We start from the raw sequence: 25,902 nt of genomic DNA, 5'->3' as shown, positions 1-25,902 counted from the left end.
CAAATGACTATCAAGCACCTGTATTGCGCCGTCCTGATGGCGCTCGCGGCAACCCGTGCGCTGGCCGCCGTCGGCAATGACGAAGCCAGGCAACTCGGCACGACCCTGACCGAATTCGGCGCGATCAAGGCCGGCAACAAGGAAGGCACGATCCCGGCGTACACGGGCGGCCTGACCAAGGCGCCGCCGGGCTTCAGGCGCGACAGCGGGTTCTGGGTCGATCCCTACAGGGACGAGAAACCGCTGTACCGGATCAATGCCGGCAACATGGAGCAGTATGCGGACAAGCTGAGCGCCGGGCAGAAGAAGCTGCTGCGGCAGAATCCCGACTACTACCTCGACATCTACCCGACGCACCGCAGTGCCGCCTTGCCCGACCACGTGCTGAAGGCGACCGTGCGCAACGCCACCACCTGCAAGACCCTGAAGGACAACTATGCGGTCGATACGGCGTGCCGCGGCGGCCTGCCATTCCCCATCCCCACGAACGGCTACGAGGTCATGTGGAATGTGCTGTTGCGGTATGTCGGCGACAACGGCTTCACCACCGCGAACGGCCGGTCGTGGATCGTCGATGCGAGCGGCCGGCCCACGATGACGTCGGACCAGTACACCCAGGTCGAGAAGCCGTATTACCAGACCGGCCTTGCCGACCGCGATCCTCAGCTGTACTGGCGCGCGTTCGCGCTGACCAACGCCCCGGCGCGCAAGTCGGGACAGGCCGAGCTGATCGCCGATTACCTCGATACCGTCGACAAGCCGCGGCGCGCGTGGAGCTACAGCCCCGGCCAGCGGCGGGTGAAGCTGGCGCCCGAGTTCGTCTACGACACGCCGGTCAGCGCCCTGGGCGGCGTAATCCTGTACGACGAGCTGTTCATGTTCTCGGGGAAGATGGACCGCTTCGACTTCAAGTTGCTCGGCAAGAAGGAGATGTTCATTCCCTACAACAGCTACAAGTTCAATTTCGAATGCAAGGACGAAGCGCAGTTCACGCCGAAGCATGTGAACCCAGGCTGCGAACGGTGGGAGCTGCACCGCGTCTGGGTCGTCGAGGCGACCCTCAAACCGGGGTTCCGCCACGCGTATTCCAAGCGCACGTACTACGTCGACGAGGACACATACGGCGCCGGCGGGTTCGATTCGCTCGACCATAACGGTGAACTGTACCGCTCGATGTTCAATTCGGTCTTCCAGGCCTACGACCACGCGATTCCGCTGGCCCTCAAGAGCGTCACGTACGACTTCAATCGCAGCAATTACGCGGTGCTGGGCGATGCCTCGGTCGGAGGTTTCCTGATTCCGGGCAGTGCGTTGCCTGAAAGGGAAATGACGGTGGAGGCCATGGTCGCGCGCGAAACCACGCGTTGACCCGCGGTGGCGCCCGTACGCCACCGAATTCAGGAGACAACATGAACCAGGAATACGATTTCATCATCGTCGGCGCCGGCTCGGCGGGCTGTGTGCTGGCCAACCGCCTGTCGGCCGATCCCGGCACGACCGTCCTGCTGATCGAAAGCGGTCCCGCGGACAGCCACGCATTGATCCAAATGCCGCGGGGGATCGGCAAGATGCTCACGCCCGGCAATCCGCATGTCTGGAGCTATTCCGCCTCCAAAGGCGCGGGCCGCGACACCGAAGACTGGCTCAAGGGCCGCACGCTCGGTGGCTCCAGTTCGATCAACGGCATGGTGTACCTGCGCGGCCATCCTGCCGAATACGACGCGTGGGAAGCCGCCGGCTGTACCGGCTGGGGCTGGAAGGACATCGGGCGCTGCTACCGCGCCATGGAAGACCACGAGCTCGGGGCATCGGAAGCGCGCGGCGCCGGCGGCCCGCTGAAGGTGTCGATGCATCCGGCCGGACATCCGCTGTGCGAGGCCGTGATCGCCGCCGCCGGGCAGGCCGGGGTGCCGCGCGTCGACGACATCAACGCGGCACTCCACGGCGGCATCGGCTATCAGCCGCGTACGATATGGCGCGGACGGCGCTGGAGCGCGGCCAGGGCGTTCCTGGCGCCGGCGCGCGCGCGCCGCAATCTCGACGTGCGCACCGGAACCGACGTGCTGCGGGTCGTGTTCGAGGGCGGCCGCGCGGTCGGGGTTGAACTGCGCGCAGGCGGTACGGTCGCGGTGGCGCGGGCGCGGCGTGAAGTCATCCTGTCGGCCGGGGCACTGAACACACCGAAGCTGCTGCAGCTGTCGGGCGTCGGTCCCGCGGCGCTGCTGGCGCGGCACGGGATCCCGCTGGTGGCGGACATCGCCGCGGTGGGACGGCATCTGCTCGAGCACCGCTGCATCATGCTGCAGGTGCGCGTCAGGAGCGGCAGTCTGAACCGTGAGTTCGCCGGCGTACGGCTGCTCAAGAACCTGTTGCGCTACTTCACGGGCGGGAGCGGTCCGATGACGCACGCGGCACACGAGGTGTGCGCGTTCGTGAAGACGCGTCCCGAGCTCGCGCGCCCGGATGCCGAGCTGGGTATCGGCCTGTATTCGATCGGCGTGGAGGACGGCAAGATCGTCCTCGAAAAAGAGCAGGGCATGACCTGGGTCGGCTATTTCACCAATCCGGACAGCGAAGGATCGGTCGCCATTTCGAGCGCCGACCCCGATGCCGCCCCCCTCATCGACGCGAACTACCTCAGCACGGCCAACGACCGCCGCCATTCGATCGACCTCGTGCGCTTCATGCGCAAGATGCTGATGCAGCCGGCGCTGCGCCCGTACGTGGTGGCCGAGACCCAGCCGGGGCCCGCCTGCGCGAGCGACGAGGAGATCGCCGAAGCGTTCTTCACCCATGGCTCCACCGCCTTCCACGCGGCCGGCACCTGCCGCATGGGGGCGGACCCCGGCGCCGTGGTCGATCCACACCTGCGTGTCCGTGGCGTGGAAGGGCTGCGCGTGGTGGACACGTCGATCATGCCGACCCTCATATCGGGCAACACCAATGGTCCGGCCATGGCCATCGCGATGCGTGCTGCCGAACTGATCCTCGCATCGGATTCCCCGGCCGCGCCCGCCGTCCGGCCGCCTGCCGCCACCAACGCCGTCCTGCCCTGACCACTTTGGAAGAGAGAGAACACACATGAGCATTCCCTTTACCCATCTCGATCGGCTCTACATCAACGGCGAGTGGCACGCGCCGCTGTCGGGCCAGACCGAGCCTGTCCTCAATCCCGCCACCGAGGACGTCATCGGCATGGAACCCGTCGGCGGACTGGCCGAGGCCGGCGCCGCCGTGGGAGCCGCACGCCAGGCCTTCGACAGCGGCCCCTGGCCGCGCATGACCCCGGCCGCGCGCGTCGACACGATGCGCAGGATGCACGCGGCGCTGGCCAGCCGCGCCGCGCAGATCAAGGCGCTGATGATCGCCGAGGGCGGCATCACGCACGGATTGGCGGAAGGCATGTTCTTTGCGCGGCCGATGGAGATCTTCGCGGCCGCGATCGCGCGCGCGCTGGTCCCGACCGAGCGCCACTTGCCGGTGGAGTCCGCGCCGTCCCCGTTCGCGCCGGCCGGGCCGCGCCTGCTGGGCGGCGGCACCATCGTACGCGAGCCGGTCGGCGTCGTGAGCGCCATTACCCCGTACAACGCGCCGTTTCTCACCAACCTGTCGAAACTGGTGCCGGCCCTGTTGGCGGGCAATACCGTCATCCTCAAGCCCTCGCCGTACACGCCGTTCTCGGCCTTGCTGTTCGGCGAGATCGCCAGCGAGATCGGCTTGCCGCCCGGGGTATTGAATGTCGTCACCGGCGACGCGGACGTCGCGCGGCTGCTGACGTCCGACGCTGGCGTCGACATGGTGACGTTCACCGGTTCGGATGCCGTCGGCGCCGCCATCCTTGCCCAGGGCGCGCCGACCATCAAGCGTTCGCTCCTCGAACTGGGCGGCAAGTCGGCGCTGATCGTCCGCGCCGACGCCGACGTGCAGAAGGCTGCCATGGAGGGGCTGTTCCAGGTCTCGACCCATTGCGGCCAAGGCTGCGCGCTGGCGACGCGCCATCTGGTGCACAACGCGATCCGGCCCGCCTATATCGAGACCATGCGCGCGGTCGCCAGCCAGCTCGTCGTCGGCGACCCGGCGGATCCCCATACGGTGGTCGGCCCGCTGATCCGGGCGGTGGCGCGCGAGCGCGTCGAAAGCATGGTCGCGCGGGGACGGGACGAGGGCGCGCGCCTGGTGATCGGCGGTGGGCGTCCGGCTCACCTAGGTAAAGGCTATTTCCATAACGTGACGGTGTTCGACGACGTCGACAACGGCATGTCCATCGCCCAGAACGAAATCTTCGGACCGGTGGCGTGCGTGATCGGCTTCGACACGGACGACGAAGCGATTGCCATCGCCAACGACAGCCGGTACGGCCTGTATGGCGGCATTCACTCGCGCGATCCGGCCAAGGCTTACGAGATGGCGCTGCAGGTGCGTACCGGCGGCGTGGTCATCAATGGCGGCCTGTACCGGTTGATGGATGCGCCATTCGGCGGCTACAAACGTTCCGGCCTCGGACGCGAATACGGCGAACACTGGTTGAACGAGTACACACAGGAGAAAACCATCGTGTTTCCGATAGGCGTTTAGGGGATGTCGAGACGGCTCCTGGCTTCCTGAAACGGAAGCTTCGCAGTCGTGCCACCTCGGCGCGACTGCTTTTTGTTCGACTGCATGGCCCCCCCCGCAGCGGCGCGATTCGCGCGATGGGCGAAGCAGGGCCAGGTCACGCCTTTACATTCATCGCTGTAGGTATATTCCACAATGTTTTCGTCGAATTTTGTTAGGTAAATTCTAGAAGGGACGCGATATAGAGGACATTAATTGCTTTATTTGACGCCCTGTGTACGAAGCCTTTTCAGCAGTACTCAACAAATGGAGACATTGCAACTCATGGAAAAACCTTCATCGAAGGCGGCGCTGGCCGCCGCTGTCGCCGGCGTCATGGTGGCAGCCTGTGGCGGCCACTCGGAGTCGACCCCTGCCGCTCCGGACATCACGCTGCTTTCTTCGAAAGCCGACTACGTGGCCGGCGACTCGGTCCTGGTCGATATCGCAGCGCCCGCCGGCGGCGCAATACCGGGTCAGCTGAAAGTGCTGGCGAACGACGCCAATGTGTCCGCCGCATTCGCGCCGGATCCGGCGCACGCGGGACATTTCGTCGGCCTGGTCGCAGGCCTCAAGCCAGGCACCAACGTCATCTCGGCCGATGTCGGGGGGCGCGCAGCGACGACGCATGTGACCAATTACGGCAACGGTCCCATGTTGTCCGGCCCCAGAACGACGCCCTTCAATTGCCAGACCCAGGATTTCGTCCTGCCCGACGGCTCCAGGCTCGGTCCGCCGACGGACGCCAATTGCTCGGCGCCGACCGTTGTCCAGTACCTGTACCTGCCGGTGGGCGGGAACACCCTGAAGGTCCTGCCGGATACCAAGGCGCTGCCGGCGGACGTCGCGACCACGACCACGACGAGCGGCGCGACCTTGCCGTTCGTCGTGCGGATCGAAACCGGCACCATGAACCGGGGCATCTACCAGAACGCGGTCCTGTTCAACCCGGCCAAGGATGCGGCGCCGAGCGCGCTGACGCCGCCACCGGGGTGGAACAAGGGCCTGATCGCCGTGCACGGCACCGGTTGCGCGACGGGCTGGTACATCCAGGGCGCCGCCATGGGCGTCAGCCCCTACACGGCAACCAACCTGAAGCGGCTGGGCGAAGGCTATGCCGTGTTCACGAACACGCTGAACCACCCGACCAACAGCTGCAACGCCCATCTCGCGGGCGAGACCACCTTGATGGGGAAGCAGCACTTCATCAAGACGTTCGGCGTGCCCGCATTCACCGTCAGCGTCGGTACGTCGGGCGGGTCGTACACCAGCCTGCAGATCGCGGACGCGTTCCCGGGCCTGTTCGACGGCGTCTTCATCGACGCGACGTTCCCGGACGCGCTGGCGATCTCGATGTCCGCGATGGACGACAAGCTGCTGAACCACTATCTCACCGTAATTAACGGTTCCGGCGTGTCGGAACAACAGATGGTGGCGGTATCCGGCCACAAGTCCGCGCGTGCGTGGTACGACCTGGCGGTGCAGTCCGGCCGGACCGATCCGGTCTCGGGCCGCACCGAAACCATTCCGACCACGGGCTCGTTCGGCGGCGGGTATGCCGCCGGCGCGTTCAATGCCGCCGTCCCGCTGCCCCAGCGCTGGGACGCCACCACCAATCCGGGCGGCGCGCGCGCGACGGTATTCGACGTCGGCCGCAACGTCTACGGTGTCGATGCGCAGGGCTATGGCCTGCGGCCGTTCGACAACGTCGGTGTCCAGTATGGCCTGGCCCAACTGAGCGACGGCACGCTGACGGTCGATCAGTTCCTCGACCTGAACGAGAAGATCGGCGGCTACGACCGCAACGGCAACTACATCGCTGCGCGCAGCACCGGGTCGGTGGACGCCATCAAGCGCGCCTACCAGGTCGGCATGCAGCTCGGTGCGAACGGCGGCCTGGCGGCGATCCCGATCTTCGACCTGTCCAACTTCTACGACGAAGACAATTACTACCACTACCAGTGGTTCCACTTCGCGATGCGCGAGCGCCTGCGGATCGCCAACGGGGACACGAAGAACCACGTCATGTGGCGCGGCGGCGTGTCGTTCGCCGATCTGTTCGGCATCGCTACGCCGGGGCGTGCGGAGCGCGCCGCAGTCAATGCCAAGGCCCAGGCCGACGCATGGGCGCTGTTCGTCCAGTGGGTGAAGGCGTACAAGGCGGACCCAGGCACGGTGCCGCAGCGCGACAAGGTTGTCGCGGCCAAGCCCGCTGCCGTTGTGGACGGCTGTTTCACGCTGTCGACCACGCCGCGCTTCATCGCCGAGACGCAAACGCCAGCCGCAACCGGCGCCGCCGGGACGTGCAACGCCATCTGGCCGACGTGGACCTATCCGCGCGCGCAGGCTGGGGAATCGATCGCGGCCGACAAGCTCAAGTGCGAGCTCAAGCCGGTGTCGACCGGCGACTACAAGGTGGCCTTCAGTGCCGCGCAGTCGGCCCGCCTGCAGGCGATCTTTCCGAGCGGTGTCTGCGACTGGTCGAAGTCCGGCGTGAACCAGGTGCCGGTGGTACCGTATCCGTCGGTCGGCCCGTCGCCGGTCAATCTCGTGTTCGACATCACCACGCAGTAACCGCGGGCTAAAAGAAAACCCGCCCGCGCCTGGCATGGCGGGGGCGGGTAGTCGGAGCGCCTGTGCTTACAGGAAGATGCCGAGGTTAGGCGTACCCAGCACCGCCTGGTCGATGATGACCTCGCGCCGGGCCAGCTGGTAGCCCGACTCGGTCTTGCGGATCACGTCGTGGCGCTCGCACGGGATCAGGTCGAACTTGTCGTGGTCGAAGCGGTTCCGGGTCATCAGCAGGTAGCTTTGCACCTTGAACTCGTCCTCCTTGTCGGTACGGTAGACGCGGATGTTCGAGACAAGGTGCTTGGTGCGCGACGGCGGGTCCTCGCCCCAGGCGCTGCGGGTATCCATGACGCGCATCACGCGCAGCATGATCGAGCGGTAATCGTCGTACATGTGCTGGACGGTGCGCACGACCGACTTGTCCTGGTCGCGCGTGGCACGGGTATGCCGCAGCGGCACCGTGTATTCGATGTCCTTGGCGACCATCGCGATCCAGTCGCGCAGGCGCAGCGTATCGAACAGTTCCGCCTCGTCGTACATGAACTCGACCATGTCGTTGTACAGCGGGCTGCCGACCGGGACCCGGTTGGCGCGCAGCGACGGCGGCAGCGGCGTCGGCTCGAGCGGGTTCTTTTCCATGGGTGTCTCCTGGGGGTGTTGTTGGTGTACGGGTTGCTGGCTCATTTTTCGCTCGTCATCAGCTCGTGCCAGTACTTCCACCACGCCCACTGGGTGTCGTCCTTCGTGAAGCCGTCGCCGACATGACCCGGTCCCGGCCAGCCTTCCGGTGCGCCGTTTTCGAACAGGGCCTGGTATTTCATGGTGATGGTCTTGCTCATCGCGCCCTTCGCCACTTCGGTCTGGTGCGGCCAGGTGTCGGAATCTTCCATCTCGACCATGCCGGAGGTGCCCAGCATCTGCACCGACTGGCGCAGCATGCGCGCCTTGAGCTCGGGCGGCGTGTCCTTTTCGGCGAAGATCCAGTTCATGAACTCGAGCTTGTCCGGACCTTTCGGAATGTAGGCGTGCAGGGCGCAGGCGCCGACGATCGTGCCGTCCGGTTGCGGCAGATAGATGAACTCGAACAGGCCGTTCGGGAAGAACCCGCCGACCTGGGGCGGGCGCCAGGACATCAGCTTCAGCTGGCCGTCGTCGAAGCGCTCCAGCAGTTCCGGCACCATCGCCGGCGTGATGCCGGGCGGCGGCAGCACGGTCAGCTTTTCGGCCGGGGTCAGCTCGGCCGGGTCCTTGCCGGTCAGGCGCACGATCTTGCGGTCGAGTTCGATGCAGCGCAGCGCATGGCCGTGGTCGGTCCAGACTTCGCTGCCGTACATCTCGGGCGACAGGTCGGCGCCTTTGCCTTCAGCGTCCGGCTTTTTCGCGTACGGACCGACTTCGCCCAGCCAGCGGTGCAGGGTCAGGGTATGGAATCCGTCGGCGGCGGATTGCTCGCAGGCGGTCTTCCAGTTCGCATTGATGCGGAAGCGCTGCGGCGGGCCGAGGACTTCGAGGCCGCCTTTCGTGCGCAGGAACAGGGTGTCGAAATAGTACTTGGCGTCGCCGAAGAATTCTTCCAGGCTGGGGCCGTCGATATTCCAGGTAGCGAAGATCAGGCCGCCATACAGCGCGACGCGCGCCTTCTTCAGGCCGAGCTGTTCCTTCGGCGTCATCTTCCCGTGCATGCACTCCTTCTCGATCGGGGCGCCGATGAAGTCGCCGTTCGGCTTGAAGGCCCAGCCATGGTAGATGCACATGTGGACGTTGGTGTTGCCGGCGTCGTGCGTCTGCACCCGCATCGCGCGGTGCGGGCAGACGTTCAGCGAGACGTGGATCTCGTTGTCGCGGTCGCGCGCGACGATGACGGCGTCGGAACCCATGTCGCGCGTGACGAAGTCGCCCTTGTTCGGGATTTCGGTTTCGTGCCCCAGGAAGATCCAGGTCTTGGCGAAGATCCGCTCCATCTCGAGTTCATAAAGCTCGGGGTCGGACAGGGCGCGTACCTTGACTTCGCGTGTCTCGTGGTTGATCAGGTCCGAGATCGTGGTCCCGTCCCGCAGTGTCGTTTCGGCATGCTGGTGCATCGTTGTCTCCTTTGTTTTCCTGCTCGCTGAATTGTACACAAATAAGGAATTTGTTCAACAAACGATGGGCCCGGCGGCGAATATATTTTTTTGCCGTGGCCTGCAGGAATCAGTCCGTTTCGGCCGGCACCGCGCTGCCGCGCCGCAGCACGACCGGAATGCCGCCGCTGCGGCGCTTGACCATCCACTGGGCCAGTGACGCGTCCATGTAGTCGGCATGGCCGGGAAACCAGCGCGCCAGCTCGCGCGCGAGGGCGCGACAGGTATCCGCATGACGGCCGCCGGCGAGCAGGCCGCGCACCTCGTGCACCGACGCCAGGACCTTGGCGTGTTCATCGAGGTGGCATTCGGTCGCGGGGAAGCCGGTGGTGACCATCCACTCGCGCTCCTCGTCGAAATGGCGTTCGGCATGGTCGGCGAAGACGTCGAGGCGGCGCGCCAGCTCGGCATCGGGCGCGGCGAGCAGGGCCGCGACCAGGTCGACGAATTCGCGATGGGTGGCGTCCATCTGACCGTAGCCGAGGAGGAACTGGTCGGTCCAGGTGAAGTCTGGTTGGGGTGTCGCTGACATGGTGCCGGCTTTCGCGTGAGGGCTGGTCGGGAGATTTTGGTTACACTTTCTCAAAAAGTGTCGAATAAATGTTAGCATGAGTCGGCCCGCGGGCGCCACCTGACAATCATCCATGGAGAAGCATCGATGCATGCCGAGATCGACACGATACCGTTCCGCCTGATGGACGGGACCCACGCCACACTGTCCAGTTACCGCGGCAAGGTCGTGCTGCTGGTCAACGTGGCATCGCAGTGCGGCCTGACGCCGCAGTACGAAGGACTCGAGCGCTTGTTCGAGGCCAGGCGCGAGGCCGGGCTGGTCGTGATCGGCTTCCCGGCCAATGATTTCGGCGCACAGGAGCCGGGCAGTAACGAAGAGATCTCGCAGTTCTGCAGCACCAGGTTTGGCGTCGCGTTTCCCCTGGCCGAGAAGATCTCGGTCAAGGGGCCGGCGCGCCATCCTTTGTACGCCGCACTGACCCGGGCGCAGCCTGCCGCCGTGGATCCGGCGCAGGGCGCTCTGCGGCAGAAACTGGGTGGCTACGGCTACGAGGCCGGCGACCCGTCCGACGTGTTGTGGAACTTCGAGAAGTTCCTGATCGGCCGCGACGGCCGGGTCGTCGCCCGCTTCAATCCCGACGTCGCGCCCGACGATCCGCTGTTGCTGGATGCGATCGAGCGCGCCCTGCGCGGCTGAAGCGGAGCGGGAAGACCGATGGACACGCGCACGCCAATCCCCTGCATCGGCGCTCGCAGCATGCCGTTCGACGACGCCTTCCTGCGCGATCCGTACCCCACCTACAAGGCGTGGCGCGACGCCGAGCCCGTCTTGTGGCGGGACGAAGCGTTCCAGGGGGCATGGATACTGACGCGCCATGCCGATGTGGAGTTCGCGCTGCGCGACCCGCGCTTTTCGTCGCAGCGGACCGGCGGCTGGGTCAAGCGCATCGCCGGCGCCGACGCGCGGCCGCGCCGGAGCCGCGCGCAGGCGGCGCTGGAGGATTTCCAGCGCATGTTCGCACGTGCGATGGTGTTTCTCGATGCGCCCGACCACCGGCGCGTGCGCCGGGCCATGGCGGCGGGTTTTCATCCGTCCATGGTGCGCGCGCTGGCATCACAGGTCGAGCACCTCGCGAACGAGCTGCTCGATCCGCTGGACGCGCGGGCGGGCTTCGATTTCATCCAGGCCGTCGCCCGTCCGCTGCCGTCGCGCGTGATCGGGCTGGTGCTCGGCATCGACCGGCGCGACGAAGACGAGTTCGTCGCATGGTCGGAGGCACTCGCCACCTTCATCGGTGCCCTGCAGCCGTCGCTGGAGCAGCTTGGCGCCGCCCGGCACGCCCTGCTGCAGATGGTGCGCTACTTCGACGCTCTCGTGCCGTTGCGGCGGTGTGCGCCAGGCACGGATCTCGTCAGCAGGCTGGTGCAGGCCGAGGCCGCCGGGGAACTGCGCGCCGACGGCGAACTGGCGGTGCAATGCGCGATGCTCCTGTTCGCAGGCCATGAAACCACCCGCAATCTTCTCGGCAATGGACTCCATACTCTGTTGTCGCACCGCCGGCAGTGGGACCGGCTGCGTGCGGAACCGGCATCGATGCCGGCGGCGTTGCGCGAGATTCTCCGCTACGACAGTCCGGTGCAATACACGGGCCGCCGGGTTGCCTGCCAGCTGACCTTGCACGGGCATACGCTGCGCCGCGGCGACCTCGTGCTGGCCATGATCGGCGCCGCCAACCGTGACCCCGACCGCTTCGCCGACCCGGATACGTTCGACATCGGCCGCCGCGAGGGTAGTCATCTGTCTTTCGGGACAGGTCCGCACGTCTGCATCGGCGCCGGGCTCGCGCTGCTGGAAGCCGAGGTCACGCTGCGCGACGTCATGCGACGTTGGCCGGCACTCCGGCTGGCCGATTCGTCGCCGCAGTGGAACGGCAACGCGGGATTGCGCGGGCTGGCGCGCATGACGGTGCACAGCGAATCCTGAGTCCCTGCTGGCGCGCGGTCTTCCACTCACCGACGCGGCGCGACCGGCGCCCGGGACTTCCTGTGGCCGACCCGCTAACATTGCGCGATCGTCATAAAAATGAACATAAATTGAATTTGTGTAAAGAAAACGATGTATATACGCAACCAACGGGTGATTCTTGTAGGAAATCAAACAGGAAAATCCTAGAATTTCGACAGGGTTTCCGAAGCGAAACTTATCTGTCTTAACTCTAGAGGGTATATGAAGGCTATCGTTCTTACTTTGCTCACCTTGCCGCTGGCTGTCTCGACCGCCTATGCGCAGGACACTTCCCCAGTCCGCATTACCGGATTCGGCACCGGCGCTCTTACGTGGACCGACACCGACGGTGCGGAATATTCCCGTCCGAACCAGGCCAGCGGCGCCAAAAAGAATCCCGTGACGGGCGTCGACTCGAACCTGGGCCTGCAGGCCGACTATGCCGTCAACAGCTGGCTGTCGGTGACTGCCCAGGGGCTGGTGCGCAAGGACGCGGAGGACGATTTCGGTGCCGAACTCGCATGGGCATTCGCCAAGGCGAAATTGTCGGACGACGTCGGTGTACGGGTCGGGCGCCTGGGCGTGCCGGTCTTCATGATCTCGGACTACCGCAACGTCGGCTACGCCAACACGTTCCTGCGTGCGCCGGAAGAACTGTATTCGCAAGTTCCTTACAAGAACATCGATGGTGCGGACATCACCTGGCAGCACAGCTACGGAGACACGACGTACACGGCCCAGTTCGCCTATGGCCGTTCCAAGGCCGACCTCGCGGGCGGCCTCACGATCGAGTCGCGCAGGGTGGGAGCCCTGAACCTGGTCGCCGAGCACGGCCCGCTCACGCTGCGCCTCGGTCGCGCCGAAGCCCACCGGACCACGGTCTACGATGCGCCGACGCATACCAGCCGTCCGAGCGCAGGGCATGGAACGTTCACGTCGGCTGGCGCAGGCCTGGACTGGAACAACATTGTCGTGCAGTCCGAATATGCCAAGCGCAAAACCGGCGGCGTGGCGCCCTCCAAGGCGTGGTACGTCATGGGCGGCTACCGCTTCGGCAAGGTCCTGCCGTACTTTACGCATTCCGAGCTGAGGAGCGAGGGCGCCGTGGCCAACATCGCGGCGCTTCCCACTGCCGTGGCGGCACGTCTCAGCCAGATCAACAACGCGACGGGCGCGGGCGAACAAACCACCGATTCGGTCGGCGTGCGCTGGGACTTCTACCGGTCGCTGGCCCTGAAGGTGCAGTTCGACCGCGTGCGTCCCAACGGGACGGGTCTGTTGCTGAACCCGAAGACGGGCTTCCACGGCCCGGTCACCGTCGGTGCCGTCGCCCTCGATTTCGTATTTTAAGGAAGCCGTGATGAAACAACTGATCAAGATCTGGCTCGGTACCGCCGCACTCGCCCTGGCCCTGCCGGCCATGGCCGAGGTCGTGGTGGTCGTGAACCCGAAAGCTGCCGAATCCTCGATGACGAAGGATGAGGTCGCGCAATTTTTTCTCGGTAAATCGAGCGCCCTGAGCCCGGTCGACCAGCCCGAAAGCGCCCCGATCCGCGCCGAGTTTTATAAGAAGGTGACGGACAAGGAAGCGTCCCAGGTCAAGGCCTTGTGGTCCAAGCTGGTGTTCACCGGCAAGGCAACGATGCCCAAGGAAGCCGCCGACAGCGCCGCCGTGAAGAAGATCGTGGCGAGCGATCCCAAGGCGATCGGCTACATCGACAAGAGCGCGGCCGACGCGTCGGTCAAGGTGATTTATACCGCACAATAAGCGTGACGACCGCCCGGTCCACCGGGCGGCGAACATGCGATTCAGGAGACGGCAGCATGAGCATCAAGCGCAAGATCTGGGCACTTCCGGTCATCTCGACCATCATCTTCGGCCTCGGCGTGGCGGTCTCCGCCAGCATCGCGAGCGGTGCCCTGGACTCGATCCACACGACCGAAGCCGTGGATTATCCGGCGCTGGGCACGGCGAAGGCGTTGACGGCGGACCTGCAGGGCATCACCGACGGCTTGCGCGATGCCGTGTCCGAAGGCGACAAGGCCCGCGTCGCCCAGATCGGCGACCAGGCCAACAAGGTCCGCGCCAAGCTGGCCGAGGTCACCAAAATCCCAGGCATGGATGCCACCGGCAAGCGCCTCACGAAGGAATTCGAGGATTACTATGCGCCGGCCCTCTCGGCCGCGAGGATCATGCTCGAACTCGAGCAGGGCGACCCGCAGGCCACCGTGCAACGCATGCAGGGCGCGCTGACGGTACTGAATGCCGACGTCGCCAAGCTCAACGAGAAGGCACAACAGAATTTCAAGGACGGCATCGCGCGCAGCAGCTCGAGCGTGCGTCGCGTGCTGTCCGTCACCATCATCACGGCATTGATCGTGATCGCCACCCTGATCGGCGTGTCGTGGTTCGTCATCCGCACCATCTGGCAGCAGCTGGGCGGCGAGCCGGAATATGCCCGCGAGATCACGCGGCTTGTTGCGGCCGGCGACCTGTCGATGGACATCCGCCTCGACGCGGGCGACCAGCACAGCCTGCTGGCCGCGCTGCAGGAAATGCGCACGCGCCTCGCGACGATGGTATCCGGCATCAAGACATCGGCCGAGACCATCGCGACGGCCAGCTTTGAGATCGCCAGCGGCAACGCCGACCTGGCCAGCCGCACGGAATCGCAGGCTGGACGGCTTGAAAATACCACGCGCGCTATGGAATCGCTGACCGACACCGTGCGTGCCAACGCCGCCAATGCCAGCCAGGCCAACCAGCTCGTGGTTTCCGCGACGGGCATCGCCACCCGCGGTGGCGAGGTGGTTGGCAACGTCGTCGCTACCATGGGCGCGATCAACGCGTCCGCCAGAAAAATTGTCGATATCATCACCGTGATCGACGGTATCGCCTTCCAGACCAACATCCTCGCGCTGAACGCGGCGGTGGAAGCGGCCCGTGCGGGCGAACAGGGCCGCGGCTTTGCCGTCGTCGCGGGCGAGGTGCGTACGCTGGCCCAGCGCAGTGCCGCCGCCGCCAGGGAAATCAAGGAACTCATCGGCGACTCGGTGGCCAAGGTCAACGCGGGCACCGCACTCGTCGATGAAGCGGGGACGACGATGGAGCAGATCGTCGCGTCGGTGCGCAAGGTGCACGACATCATGGCCGAGATCAGCGAGGCCGGCCAGTGCCAGGCCGAGGGGATCGGACAGATCGGCCAGGCCATCGGCGACATGGACCAGATGACCCAGCAGAACTCGGCGCTGGTCGAAGAAGCGTCGGCGGCGGCCGAGTCGCTGACCGAGCAGACTGGCCAGCTGTCGATGGCGCTGGCGCAGTTCAAGCTCGATCATGCAGTGCCCCGTTCCAGGCGCCATCAGCCCGAGCGTATGGCGGTCGCATTCGATAAAAATGCATGAAAAATAACTAATTGTCGCGAATAACGTTGCCTTCAGGCTACAAAGATTTCCGTAAAAATCGTATATACCGCATTCGGACTCTATAATCGGCCCACGATTGTTTCAGTACGGCGGCCGGCTTGTACGAGGGAATGTGGAAATGGAACTTGGACTGTTTGCGCGATCGCGACGCGCTTTGGCGCGGTGGCTCTGGCCCGGCGTGGCCAGCGATACTGCAGCGCCGGATGTGAACGTGCGCGATGCCGGCTTGCTGGCCATTACCGACAACTTGCCGGCGCTGATCTGCCAGTTCGACCCGCACGGGAATATCCTGTTTGCCAATGCCGCAATGAGAGCGCGGCTTATACTCAGTTACGAGGAGTTGCTGGGGCGTCACATATCGACAGGCCTGTCAGCGAAGACGTATGGTCTGATGAAAACCTACATCGACCAGGCGCTGACGGGAGAAGGTTTCACGTTCGAATTCGCGATCGCGCTCGATAAGACCGAGCACTACTATTCATGCAACTTCGTTCCTGAAATCGATCCACAGGGCAAGCTGCTCAGCGTATTCTCGATATGGCAGGATGTGACCGAACGCAGGGCGATCGAACTGCGCCAGGCCGCAGGGGAACAACGCCTGCGCGTGATCACCGATAACCTGCCTGTCCTGATCGCATACGTGGACCGCGAACTGCATTTCGAGTTCTGCAATGCGACGTTTACCGACTGGACCGGGATGCGCCCGGATGACCTGGTTGGACGCAGCCTGATGGATGTGATCGACGTCGCCGACCCCAGCCGCGCCGAGGTGGTCAAGCCGTTCCTGTCGCGTGCGCTGGCCGGGGAACGGGTCGAGTTCGAACTGCAACCGACACCCGGTCGGAACGACCGCTGGCTGCAACTGAACTTCATACCTGAGACCGATGCGGCGGGCCAGGTCGCCGGCCTCTATCTTCTGAGTACCGATGTGACCCATCTGAAGCAGGCGCAGCAGGAACTCGCCAACATGGCACGTTTCGATGCCCTCACCAGCCTCCCGAACCGCCTGTACCTTGACGAGAAACTGGAAGAGGCTGCGCGGCGCGGCAGCCGCAACGGGCGTCCGATGGGCGTCGCCTTCCTGGACATCGATTATTTCAAGCAGATCAACGATACCCTCGGCCACGCCGTGGGCGACCAGGTGCTGCGCGAATTCAGCAAGCGCCTGCTGGGCTGTGTGCGCCAGACCGACGTCGTCGCCCGGCTCGGCGGCGATGAATTCCTGATCGTGCTGGAAGACGTCGGCGACAGCGCAATGCTCGGGATCGTCGGCGCCAAGATTGTCGAAGCGATGAAGGCGCCATTCATGCTATCCAGTGGCGCCCTGCGGGTCAGTTCGAGCATCGGGTTGGCGTTCGCTGCCGGTGTTCGCATCGTGCCTGCCGATCTGCTGGAGTGCGCCGATGTGGCGCTCTACCAGGCCAAGCGGGAAGGGCGCGCGACCTACAGACTCAAACACTATGACGGTACAACCTCGTCCAAAGAAGACGGGCATATCCCCGCATGAACCGCGTGTTCCAATCTGTCGTTTCATGTAACGCAGATGTTGCATGTTGCATTTCGAGTTGCAGAGCATGAAACGAAAAACGTTTCATTCGCGGATGTCGGATCGATCCCGTTAGCTGGTCAGTGCTGCTAAGTCACTGAATTGCCAGAAAGAACAGTCAAATATTGAACCTTGGCACGGCGTTTGCAGTTGAGCAGTGTATTCAACTCTGAAACCGTGCGAAAGGTCATCAATGTTCCAATATTCCGCTGGCGCCGCATTCCGGCAGGCCGTCCGGGAAGAACATCCGCTGCAGGTCATCGGCGCTATCAACGCCAACCACGCGCTGCTGGCCAAGCGGGCCGGCTATCGCGCGATCTACCTGTCCGGCGGCGGCGTGGCGGCCGGGTCGCTGGGCTTGCCGGACCTCGGCATTTCCGGGCTCGAAGACGTGCTGATCGACGTGCGCCGCATTACCGACGTGTGCGACCTGCCGCTGCTGGTCGACATCGACACGGGCTTCGGCTCGTCCGCCTTTAATGTCGCGCGCACTGTGCGCTCGCTGGTCAAGGCCGGCGCCGGCGCCTGCCACATCGAGGACCAGGTCGGCGCCAAGCGTTGCGGCCACCGTCCGGGCAAGGAAATCGTCAGCCAGGGCGAGATGGTCGACCGCGTGAAGGCCGCCGTCGATGCGCGCACGGACGACAACTTCGTCATCATGGCGCGCACGGACGCGCTGGCCGTCGAGGGTCTCGATAAAGCCGTCGAGCGCGCGGTCGCGTGCGTGGAGGCGGGCGCCGACATGATCTTCCCGGAAGCCATCACGAGCCTGGAGATGTACGTCCAATTCAAGAAAGCGGTGAAGGTGCCGATCCTCGCGAACATCACGGAATTCGGCGCGACGCCGCTGTTCACCGTGGACGAGCTGCGCGGCGCCGACGTCGACCTCGTGCTGTACCCGCTTTCTGCGTTCCGCGCGATGAACACTGCGGCCGAGAATGTCTATAAAGCTATCCGCCGCGACGGCACCCAGAACAACGTCCTCGGCACGATGCAGACCCGCGCCGAATTATACGAGCGCATCGATTACCACAGCTACGAACAGAAGCTCGATGCGCTGTTCGCCCAGAACAAATCTACACAGGAGACAAAGAAATGAGCGAAGCACAAGATACCCCGACCTTTAAGCCGAAGAAATCTGTCGCCCTTTCCGGTGTCGCCGCGGGTAATACCGCGCTGTGCTCCGTGGGCCGCTCCGGCAACGACCTGCACTACCGCGGCTACGACATCCTGGACGTCGCGGGCAACAGCGAGTTCGAGGAAATCGCCTACCTGCTCGTGCACGGCAAGCTGCCGAACGACGCGGAGCTGCGCGGCTACAAGGCCAAGCTGAAATCGCTGCGCGGCCTGCCGCACGCCGTGAAAGCGGCGCTGGAAGCGCTGCCGGCCGGTGCCCACCCGATGGATGTAATGCGAACGGGCGTGTCGGTGCTGGGCTGCGTGCTGCCGGAAAAAGAGGACCACAACATTGCTGGCGCGCGCGACATCGCCGACCGCCTGATGGCGTCGTTCGGCTCGATGCTGCTGTACTGGTACCACTACAGCCACAACGGCAAGCGCATCGAGGTGGAGACGGACGACGATTCGATCGGCGGCCACTTCCTGCACCTGCTGCACGGCACGAAGCCGTCGGAGGAGTGGGTGCAGGCGATGCACACGTCGCTGATCCTGTACGCGGAACACGAGTTCAACGCGTCCACGTTCACGGGCCGCGTCATCGCCGGCACGGGTTCCGACATCTATTCGGCGATCACGGGTGCGATCGGCGCGCTGCGCGGTCCGAAGCACGGCGGCGCAAACGAAGCCGCGTTCGAGATCCAGAAGCGCTACGAAAACGCGGACGAGGCGGAAGCCGATATCCGCAGCCGCGTTGAGAACAAGGAAGTCGTCATCGGCTTCGGCCACCCGGTTTATACGATTTCGGATCCGCGCAACAAGGTGATCAAGGAAGTGGCGCGGCGTCTGTCCGACAAGGCCGGCTCGACGACGATGTTCGACATCGCCGAGCGCCTGGAATCCGTGATGTGGGAAGTGAAGAAGATGTTCCCGAACCTCGACTGGTTCTCGGCCGTCTCGTACCACATGATGGGTGTGCCGACGGCGATGTTCACGCCGCTGTTCGTCATCTCGCGCACGTCCGGCTGGTCGGCGCACGTCATCGAGCAACGGATCGACAACAAGATCATCCGCCCGAGCGCTAACTACGTCGGTCCGGAAGACCTGAAGTTCGTGCCGCTGGCCGAGCGCAAGTGATCGGGGCGACATGAACAGCCAATATCGCAAGCCCCTGCACGGCACCAACCTGCATTACTTCGACGCGCAAGCCGCCGTCGAAGAGATCCAGTCCGGTGCCTGGGACACCCTGCCGTACACCTCGCGCGTGCTCGCCGAAAACCTCGTGCGCCGCTGCGAACCGATGGTGCTCGTGCCGTCGCTGAAGCAGCTCATCGAGCGCAAGCGCGACCTCGATTTCCCGTGGTACCCCGCGCGCGTCGTGTGCCACGACATCCTCGGCCAGACGGCCCTCGTCGACCTGGCCGGCCTGCGCGACGCCATCGCGCAGGAGGGCGGCAATCCCGCGCTCGTGAATCCGGTCGTGCCGACGCAGCTCGTCGTCGACCACTCGCTGGCGGTGGAGTGCGGCGGCTTCGATCCGGACGCGTTCGCGAAGAATCGCGCCATCGAGGACCGCCGCAACGAAGACCGCTTCGACTTCATCGAATGGACCCGCAAGACGTTCGAGAACGTCGACGTGATCCCGCCGGGGAACGGCATCCTCCACCAGATCAACCTGGAGCGCATGAGCCCCGTCGTGCAGGTCAAGGATGGCGTGGCGTTCCCCGACACGCTCGTCGGCACCGATTCGCACACGCCGATGGTCGATGCGCTGGGCGTCATCGCGATCGGCGTCGGCGGCCTGGAAGCGGAAAGCGTCATGCTGGGCCGCGCGTCGTACATGCGCCTGCCGGACATCGTCGGCGTCGAGCTGACGGGCAAGCCGGGTCCCGGCATCACGGCGACCGACATCGTGCTGGCGCTGACGGAATTCCTGCGCAAGTCGAAAGTGGTGTCCGCCTACCTCGAATTCCACGGCGAGGGCGCCGCGAATCTGACGCTGGGCGACCGCGCGACGATCTCCAACATGGCCCCGGAATACGGCGCCACGGCGGCGATGTTCGCCATCGACGAACAGACGATCAAATACCTGAAGCTGACGGGCCGCGACGACGATCTGGTAAAACTCGTCGAGCTGTATGCGAAGGAAACGGGCCTCTGGGCCGACACGCTGCGGAACGCGCAGTACGAGCGCGTGCTCAGCTTCGACCTGTCCACGGTCGTGCGCAACATCGCCGGCCCGTCGAATCCGCACAAGCGCGTGGCCACGAGCGAACTGGCGCAGCACGGCATCACGGGCACGGTCGAGAACGAGCCGGGCAAGATGCCGGACGGCGCCGTGATCATCGCTGCCATCACGAGCTGCACGAATACGAACAATCCGCGCAACATGGTGGCCGCCGGTCTCCTCGCGCGCAACGCGAACGCGCGCGGGCTCGCGCGCAAGCCGTGGGTAAAGTCCTCGCTCGCGCCGGGCTCCAAGGCCGTGCCGCTGTACCTGGAAGAAGCGGGCCTGCTGCCCGAGCTGGAGCAGCTGGGCTTCGGCGTCGTCGCCTTCGCGTGCACGACCTGCAACGGCATGTCCGGTGCGCTGGACCCGGCGATTCAGCAGGAGATCGTCGGGCGCGACCTGTACGCGACCGCGGTCCTGTCGGGCAACCGCAATTTCGACGGCCGCATCCACCCGTATGCGAAGCAGGCGTTCCTCGCGTCGCCGCCGCTCGTCGTCGCATATGCGATCGCGGGCACGATCCGCTTCGACATCGAGAAGGACGTGCTGGGCCTTGATGCCGCCGGCAATCCGGTGCGCCTGGCGGACATCTGGCCGAGCGATGCGGAGATCGACGCCGTCGTCGAGCGGGCCGTGAAGCCGCAGCAGTTCCGCAAGGTCTACGACATCATGTTCGCGCGCCGCGAAGCCGGGGACGCTCCCGTGTCGCCGCTGTACGACTGGCGCCCGACGAGCACCTACATCCGCCGTCCGCCGTACTGGGAAGGCGCGCTGGCGGGTGAACGGTCGTTGACCGGCATGCGCGCGCTGGCGGTCCTGGGCGACAACATCACGACCGATCACCTGTCGCCGTCGAATGCGATCATGCTGAACAGCGCCGCGGGCGAATACCTCGCGAAGATGGGCCTGCCGGAGGAAGACTTCAACTCGTACGCGACGCACCGCGGCGACCACCTGACGGCGCAGCGCGCCACGTTCGCGAATCCGACGCTGAAGAACGAGATGGTGCGCAACGCGGACAACACCGTGCGTGCCGGGTCGCTCGCGCGCATCGAACCGGAAGGCACCGTGACCCGGATGTGGGAAGCGATCGAGACGTACATGGAGCGCAAGCAGCCGCTGATCGTGATCGCTGGTGCCGATTACGGCCAGGGCTCGTCGCGCGACTGGGCCGCGAAAGGCGTGCGTCTCGCGGGCGTGGAAGCCATCGCGGCCGAAGGCTTCGAGCGCATCCACCGCACGAACCTCGTCGGCATGGGCGTGCTGCCGCTGGAATTCCAGCCGGGGACCACGCGCCTCACCCTGGGCATCGACGGCACCGAGACGTTCGACGTCGTCGGCGAGCGCACGCCGCGCGCGACCTTGACGCTCGTGATTCATCCTCGCAGCGGTGAGACTGTCGAGGTGCCGGTGATCTGCCGTCTCGACACGGCCGAGGAAGTGTCGATCTACGAGGCGGGCGGGGTGCTGCAGCGGTTCGCGCAGGACTTCCTCGCGTCTTCCAAAGTCGCGGCGTAAAGGAATACCATGGCCCACGCACCCCAAATCAGGATCCCCGCCGTCTACATGCGCGGCGGTACTAGCAAAGGCGTGTTCTTCCGCCTCCAAGACCTGCCGGAGGCGGCGCAGGTCCCCGGCGAAGCTCGCGATAACTTCCTGCTGAGCGTGATCGGCAGCCCCGACCCCGATGCCAGGCATGGCGACGACATGCGCGGCGCGACGTCCGGCGCGATCGAGACCGTCATCGTGTCGAGGAGCGCACGTCCCGGCCACGACGTCGATTGCTTGTTCGGCCAGGTCCACGTCGGCGCATCCTTTGTCGATTGGAGCGGCGACTGCGGCAACCTCTCGGCGGCCGCGGGCGCTTTCGCCATCGGCAGCGGCCTCATTCATCGGGAGCGTCTCCCTCGAAGCGGCATCGTGAACGTACGCATCTGGCAGGCCAATATCGGCAAGACGATCGTCGTTCGCATCCCTGTTACGCATGGGCAGGCGCAGGAGACGGACGACGTCGAGCTGGAATTCATCGACCCGGTCGTCGAAGTCAAAGGAAGCGGCAGCGCCATGTTCCCGACCGGGAAGCTGGTCGATGAACTGGACGTCCCGGGGATCGGCTCGTTGCCCGCAACCCTCGTCAACGCCGGCGTCCCGACGATCTTCGTCAACGTGACCGATATCGGTTACACGGGTACGGAAGTCCAGGAAGCCATCAACGACGACCCGAAGGCGCTGGCGCTGTTCGAGTCGGTCCGCGCCGAGGGCGCCGCGCGCATGGGCCTGATCGCGCCAGCGGAGGAGGTCGCGTCAAGCAAGCACGCGCCAATTGTCGCCTTTGTGGCAGCGCCTGCCGATTACGTGTCGTCGAGCGGCCAGCGGATTGCCGCAGGAGACATCGACCTGGTGGCGCGCATACTCTCCATGGGTAAACTGCACCACGCCGTGATGGACACAGTGGCGGCGGCGATCGGCAGCGCCGCCGCAATTCACGGCACGGTGGTCAGCCAGGCTGCGAATGGCGATAAACGCGAGGTACGCATTGGCCATCCATCCGGCACCTTGCTCGTGGGCGGTGACGTGCGTCGGATAGGCGGAGAATGGATCGTGATCAAAACCATGATGCGCCAAAGCGTGCGCGTGCTGATGGAAGGCCACGTTGGCGTGCCGGACCAAACGGTCTGAATCGATCCGGCCATTCCCTTCAGTCGATCCCGGGACGTTGAGCATGGGTAAAGCGGGAAGGACGCCACTGTGCCGGGTGGCGGAACGCGACGATGCCTTGCTCGACGTGGCCAAATATCTGTTTCTTGAGCGGGGATTCGCTCAGGTCAGTATCGAGTCGATTGCACGTGCTGCGGGCGTGGCCACGCGGACGATCTATACACAATTCGGCGGCAAACATGGCGTGCTGTGCAAGATCATCGATCGTGAACTCGGGCGCGACATCGCCTGTTCGGCCGAGCTTTGGGACGCGCAACAAGGCGTCGACATCACCTTGAGCACAATGGCATTCAACCTGCTTCGCCACACGCTTTCACCCGTGGCGCGACGGTTGTACGCCGACGCCATGGCCGCGCGTGACGTCGCTGTCGCGGAGAAAATCGATCCTGTTCACTGCGGACCATGGCGGCGGCACCTGGAGCAATACTTCGCCACGGTCATATCGGCAGAGCGTTTTGGTCCTGCATGTGAGGCGGATGTGATGTCCGATATGTTTTTGGGGTGTGTTATCGGAGCCCAGTCGAGAGCACTCAAGGCGAGTCCGGCTTCCCTTTTTGATGAGCCGGCGTTGCGAGCGGTGGCGGCCGACGTGACGCGCCGGTTTCTGACTTCGGTGGCTATTCTCGTACCGCAGTGTGCTATTGACCAGTAGAGAGTGTGAGCAACACAGGTATCGATTTCGACGTGGGCGTTCCGGCGCCGTTCGCTACACTGTCGAGGGGAACCAGCGGATTCGTCTCCGGATAATAAGCACCCAGGCAGCCGCGCGGTATATCGTAGGCCACCAGCATGAATCGATCGGCACGTCGTTCGATACCGTCGTCCCAGACGCTCGTGATGTCTACCCATTGGCCTGCGGCCAGGCCGATCATCGCCAGGTCGAGCGGATTTGCGAACACGACACGGCGCATGCCGAACACGCCACGATAGCGGTCGTCCATGCCGTAGATCGTCGTGTTGTATTGGTCGTGAGAACGCATCGTCATGAGCACGAGAAGCCGGTCTCCGTAACGCGCACGGGCACGGTGGATCGGTGTGTCCCTGTCGATTGCATTCACGACGAACTGCGCCTTCCCCGTTGCGGTGATCCACTCGCGTTCGCGCGACGCGACTTTCAGGTGAAATCCTCCCGGTGCGGCGACGCGCGCGTTGTAGTCGTCAAAGCCGGCAATGGACAGTTCGATCGCGTCGCGGATGCGTGCATAGTCATCCACATACCAATCCCACGGCACGTGTGCCGATCCCAGCGTTGCCTTGGCCATGCCGGCGACAATCGCGACTTCCGACAGGAGGTCAGGGGAGGCGGGACGGACGATCCCATACGACATGTGGACCATGCTCATCGAATCCTCGACCGTCACGCCTTGGGAAACACCCTGCTGGAGATCGATCTCCGTGCGGCCCAGCGTGGGAAGGATCAGAGCATCCTTGCCGTGTACCAGATGACTGCGATTGAGCTTGGTCGTGACATGGACGGTCAGCGCGCACGACCGCAAAGCTTGGTAAGTCCTAGGCGTGTCCGGCGCGGCCGCGGCAAAATTGCCTCCCAACCCGACGAAGACTCGGACGTGGCCGTCCAGCATGGCCTTGATCGTCTCGACGGCATCGTAGCCGTGCCGGCGCGGCGGTTCGAAGTTGAATGCCTTGCCAAGCCGGTCGAGGAAAGCCTGGGTCGGTTTTTCTTCGATGCCCACGGTGCGGTCACCCTGCACATTGGAATGGCCGCGCACAGGGCAAAGGCCGGCACCAGGCCGGCCGATATTCCCGCGCATCATCATCAGATTCGACAGCATCTGGATCGTCGCCACCGCATGCTTATGCTGAGTAAGACCCATGCCCCAGGTCGCGATAACGCGTTTGCCCGTTGCGTAGATGCGCGCCAGGTGCTCGAGTTTTTCGCGTGGTACACCGGATTCGGCGAGGATGTCCTGCCAGGACTCGGCGCGCAGGTCGGCGCAGAAGGCGTCATAGCCTGAAGTGTGGCTTTCGATGAATGCGATGTCGACCAGCCGGGGAGCGTCGGCGGCACGTGCCTCGTCGTCCAGTTCCAGCAGGCGCTTTGCGACGCCCTTGATCAGCGCGAAATCGCCGCCGAGCTTGGGCTGCACGAACATCGAACTGATAGGCGTGCTGCCGTTCGTCAGCATCTCGAGCGGCGCCTGCGGATCGGTGAAACGTTCCAGGCCGCGTTCGCGCAACGGATTGATCGAGACGATCGTCGCACCGCGCTTGGAACAGGCACGCAGTTCGCCAAGCATCCGCGGGTGGTTGGTGGCCGGGTTCTGACCGAAGATCAACAGCGTGTCTGCGTGTTCGAAATCTTCCAGGGTCACGGTACCTTTGCCGATACCCACTGTCGTGGGCAGCCCCCGGCTAGTCGGCTCATGGCACATGTTGGAGCAGTCGGGGAAGTTGTTCGTGCCGTACATGCGTACGAACAGCTGGTACAGGAAGGCCGCTTCGTTGCTGGTGCGGCCCGACGTGTAGAACGCGGCACGGTCCGGATCATCCTGCGCGCGCAGATGCCGTCCGATCAAAGCGAAAGCGTCGCTCCACGCGATCGGCACGTAGGTGTCGGTCGCGCTGTCGTAGACGAGCGGATCGGTCAGCCGGCCATGCTGCTCCAGTTCGTAGTCCGACTGCGCCATGAGCTCGGCCACTTTATAGCGGGCGAACAGGTCCGGGCCGGCGCGTTTGCTCGTGGTCTCCGCAGCAACCGCCTTGACACCGTTTTCACAAAAGCCGAAGGTCGACCTATGGACCGGATCTGGCCAGGCGCAGCCCGGGCAGTCGAAGCCGTCCGGCTGATTCTGCTTGAACAGCGTCTTGTAGTTGACGCCGCTGACCTTCTCCCTGACCAGGTTGATCGCGACCTGTTTCACTGCACCCCAGCCGGCGGCCGCATGATCGTAGGGGGCTATGTGTCCTTTCGCTGCGGGCTTGCTCAAGATTGTCTTCCTTCCGTGTTGCCCGTATTGTTCGAATATCGGGAAAGCGCTAGCGTACGGGGAAACTGTGCTGGCCGGGGTGTACACAAGTCCCGTTCGAGGATGAGTACAGTTGG

Annotated in this window: 19 protein-coding genes; 15 read left to right on the top strand and 4 right to left on the bottom strand. The window is 64.5% G+C overall.

From position 1 onward, the window contains the following. Positions 1 to 3 precede the first annotated feature (3 nt). The 4 genes from HAV22_RS02135 to HAV22_RS02120 all read left to right on the top strand — a co-directional run bounded on the left by HAV22_RS02135 (position 4) and on the right by HAV22_RS02120 (position 7,167). Positions 4 to 1,368 (top strand): DUF1329 domain-containing protein, encoded by a 1,365-nt coding sequence (locus HAV22_RS02135; RefSeq protein ID WP_166856005.1) that lies wholly within the window; start codon positions 4 to 6, stop codon positions 1,366 to 1,368. A 41-nt stretch (positions 1,369 to 1,409) separates the two neighbouring features. Next, positions 1,410 to 3,056 (top strand): GMC family oxidoreductase, encoded by a 1,647-nt coding sequence (locus HAV22_RS02130; RefSeq protein ID WP_166856003.1) that lies wholly within the window; start codon positions 1,410 to 1,412, stop codon positions 3,054 to 3,056. Between the two features lie 25 nt (positions 3,057 to 3,081). Beyond that, the gene (locus tag HAV22_RS02125; protein WP_166856001.1) at positions 3,082 to 4,575 is read left to right on the top strand and encodes an aldehyde dehydrogenase family protein; all 1,494 of its coding nucleotides are present in this window, start codon (positions 3,082 to 3,084) and stop codon (positions 4,573 to 4,575) included. Between the two features lie 303 nt (positions 4,576 to 4,878). Continuing rightward, positions 4,879 to 7,167 (top strand): DUF6351 family protein, encoded by a 2,289-nt coding sequence (locus HAV22_RS02120; RefSeq protein WP_166855999.1) that lies wholly within the window; start codon positions 4,879 to 4,881, stop codon positions 7,165 to 7,167. A 66-nt stretch (positions 7,168 to 7,233) separates the two neighbouring features. Here the strand turns inward: HAV22_RS02120 and HAV22_RS02115 are convergent, their stop codons facing one another. The 3 genes from HAV22_RS02115 to HAV22_RS02105 all read right to left on the bottom strand — a co-directional run bounded on the left by HAV22_RS02115 (position 7,234) and on the right by HAV22_RS02105 (position 9,816). Continuing rightward, the gene (locus HAV22_RS02115; RefSeq protein ID WP_166855997.1) at positions 7,234 to 7,803 is read right to left on the bottom strand and encodes a 3-phenylpropionate/cinnamic acid dioxygenase subunit beta; all 570 of its coding nucleotides are present in this window, start codon (positions 7,801 to 7,803) and stop codon (positions 7,234 to 7,236) included. A 41-nt stretch (positions 7,804 to 7,844) separates the two neighbouring features. Further along, positions 7,845 to 9,245: an aromatic ring-hydroxylating dioxygenase subunit alpha gene (locus tag HAV22_RS02110; protein WP_166855995.1), complete on the bottom strand. Its 1,401-nt coding sequence runs from the start codon at positions 9,243 to 9,245 to the stop codon at positions 7,845 to 7,847. A 109-nt stretch (positions 9,246 to 9,354) separates the two neighbouring features. After that, positions 9,355 to 9,816, bottom strand: a complete 462-nt coding sequence (locus HAV22_RS02105; RefSeq protein WP_166855993.1) for a bacteriohemerythrin — start codon at positions 9,814 to 9,816, stop codon at positions 9,355 to 9,357. Between the two features lie 126 nt (positions 9,817 to 9,942). Between HAV22_RS02105 and HAV22_RS02100 the strand changes: the two genes are divergently transcribed. The 11 genes from HAV22_RS02100 (at position 9,943) to HAV22_RS02050 (ending at position 23,490) form a co-directional block, all read left to right on the top strand. Further along, on the top strand, positions 9,943 to 10,494 hold the full coding sequence (locus HAV22_RS02100; protein ID WP_166855990.1) for a glutathione peroxidase: 552 nt from the start codon (positions 9,943 to 9,945) through the stop codon (positions 10,492 to 10,494). Positions 10,495 to 10,512: 18 nt separating this feature from the next. Further along, on the top strand, positions 10,513 to 11,781 hold the full coding sequence (locus HAV22_RS02095; RefSeq protein ID WP_166855988.1) for a cytochrome P450: 1,269 nt from the start codon (positions 10,513 to 10,515) through the stop codon (positions 11,779 to 11,781). Between the two features lie 243 nt (positions 11,782 to 12,024). Continuing rightward, the gene (locus HAV22_RS02090; RefSeq protein ID WP_166855986.1) at positions 12,025 to 13,152 is read left to right on the top strand and encodes a hypothetical protein; all 1,128 of its coding nucleotides are present in this window, start codon (positions 12,025 to 12,027) and stop codon (positions 13,150 to 13,152) included. Between the two features lie 10 nt (positions 13,153 to 13,162). Next, positions 13,163 to 13,570, top strand: a complete 408-nt coding sequence (locus tag HAV22_RS02085) for a type 2 periplasmic-binding domain-containing protein (RefSeq protein ID WP_166855984.1) — start codon at positions 13,163 to 13,165, stop codon at positions 13,568 to 13,570. Between the two features lie 56 nt (positions 13,571 to 13,626). Next, positions 13,627 to 15,207 (top strand): methyl-accepting chemotaxis protein, encoded by a 1,581-nt coding sequence (locus HAV22_RS31600; protein WP_166855982.1) that lies wholly within the window; start codon positions 13,627 to 13,629, stop codon positions 15,205 to 15,207. 139 nt (positions 15,208 to 15,346) lie between these two features. Continuing rightward, the gene (locus tag HAV22_RS02075) at positions 15,347 to 16,735 is read left to right on the top strand and encodes a diguanylate cyclase domain-containing protein (protein ID WP_166855980.1); all 1,389 of its coding nucleotides are present in this window, start codon (positions 15,347 to 15,349) and stop codon (positions 16,733 to 16,735) included. A 232-nt stretch (positions 16,736 to 16,967) separates the two neighbouring features. Beyond that, positions 16,968 to 17,873 (top strand): methylisocitrate lyase, encoded by a 906-nt coding sequence (prpB, locus tag HAV22_RS02070; protein WP_166855978.1) that lies wholly within the window; start codon positions 16,968 to 16,970, stop codon positions 17,871 to 17,873. After that, the gene (gene prpC, locus HAV22_RS02065) at positions 17,870 to 19,027 is read left to right on the top strand and encodes a bifunctional 2-methylcitrate synthase/citrate synthase (RefSeq protein WP_166855976.1); all 1,158 of its coding nucleotides are present in this window, start codon (positions 17,870 to 17,872) and stop codon (positions 19,025 to 19,027) included. Before prpB ends, prpC begins: the two co-directional genes overlap by 4 nt. 10 nt (positions 19,028 to 19,037) lie before the next feature. Next, entirely contained in the window at positions 19,038 to 21,638 is a 2,601-nt protein-coding gene (gene acnD / locus HAV22_RS02060) for a Fe/S-dependent 2-methylisocitrate dehydratase AcnD (RefSeq protein WP_166855973.1), read from the top strand. Between the two features lie 9 nt (positions 21,639 to 21,647). Further along, positions 21,648 to 22,799 (top strand): 2-methylaconitate cis-trans isomerase PrpF, encoded by a 1,152-nt coding sequence (gene prpF, locus HAV22_RS02055; RefSeq protein WP_166855970.1) that lies wholly within the window; start codon positions 21,648 to 21,650, stop codon positions 22,797 to 22,799. A 43-nt stretch (positions 22,800 to 22,842) separates the two neighbouring features. Further along, positions 22,843 to 23,490 (top strand): TetR/AcrR family transcriptional regulator, encoded by a 648-nt coding sequence (locus HAV22_RS02050; protein WP_166855968.1) that lies wholly within the window; start codon positions 22,843 to 22,845, stop codon positions 23,488 to 23,490. Here HAV22_RS02050 and HAV22_RS02045 read toward each other — a convergent pair. Next, complete coding sequence (locus HAV22_RS02045; RefSeq protein WP_371869514.1) at positions 23,477 to 25,789, bottom strand: FdhF/YdeP family oxidoreductase; 2,313 nt, start codon at positions 25,787 to 25,789, stop codon at positions 23,477 to 23,479. The genes HAV22_RS02050 and HAV22_RS02045 overlap by 14 nt on opposite strands. Positions 25,790 to 25,902: the final 113 nt, after the last annotated feature.

The organism is Telluria antibiotica, from assembly GCF_011682055.1.
Classification (GTDB): Bacteria; Pseudomonadota; Gammaproteobacteria; order Burkholderiales; family Burkholderiaceae_D; genus Telluria; species Telluria antibiotica.
The sequence above is the reverse complement of the archived record's forward strand: the minus strand, read 5'-3'. Positions and strand labels throughout refer to the sequence as shown.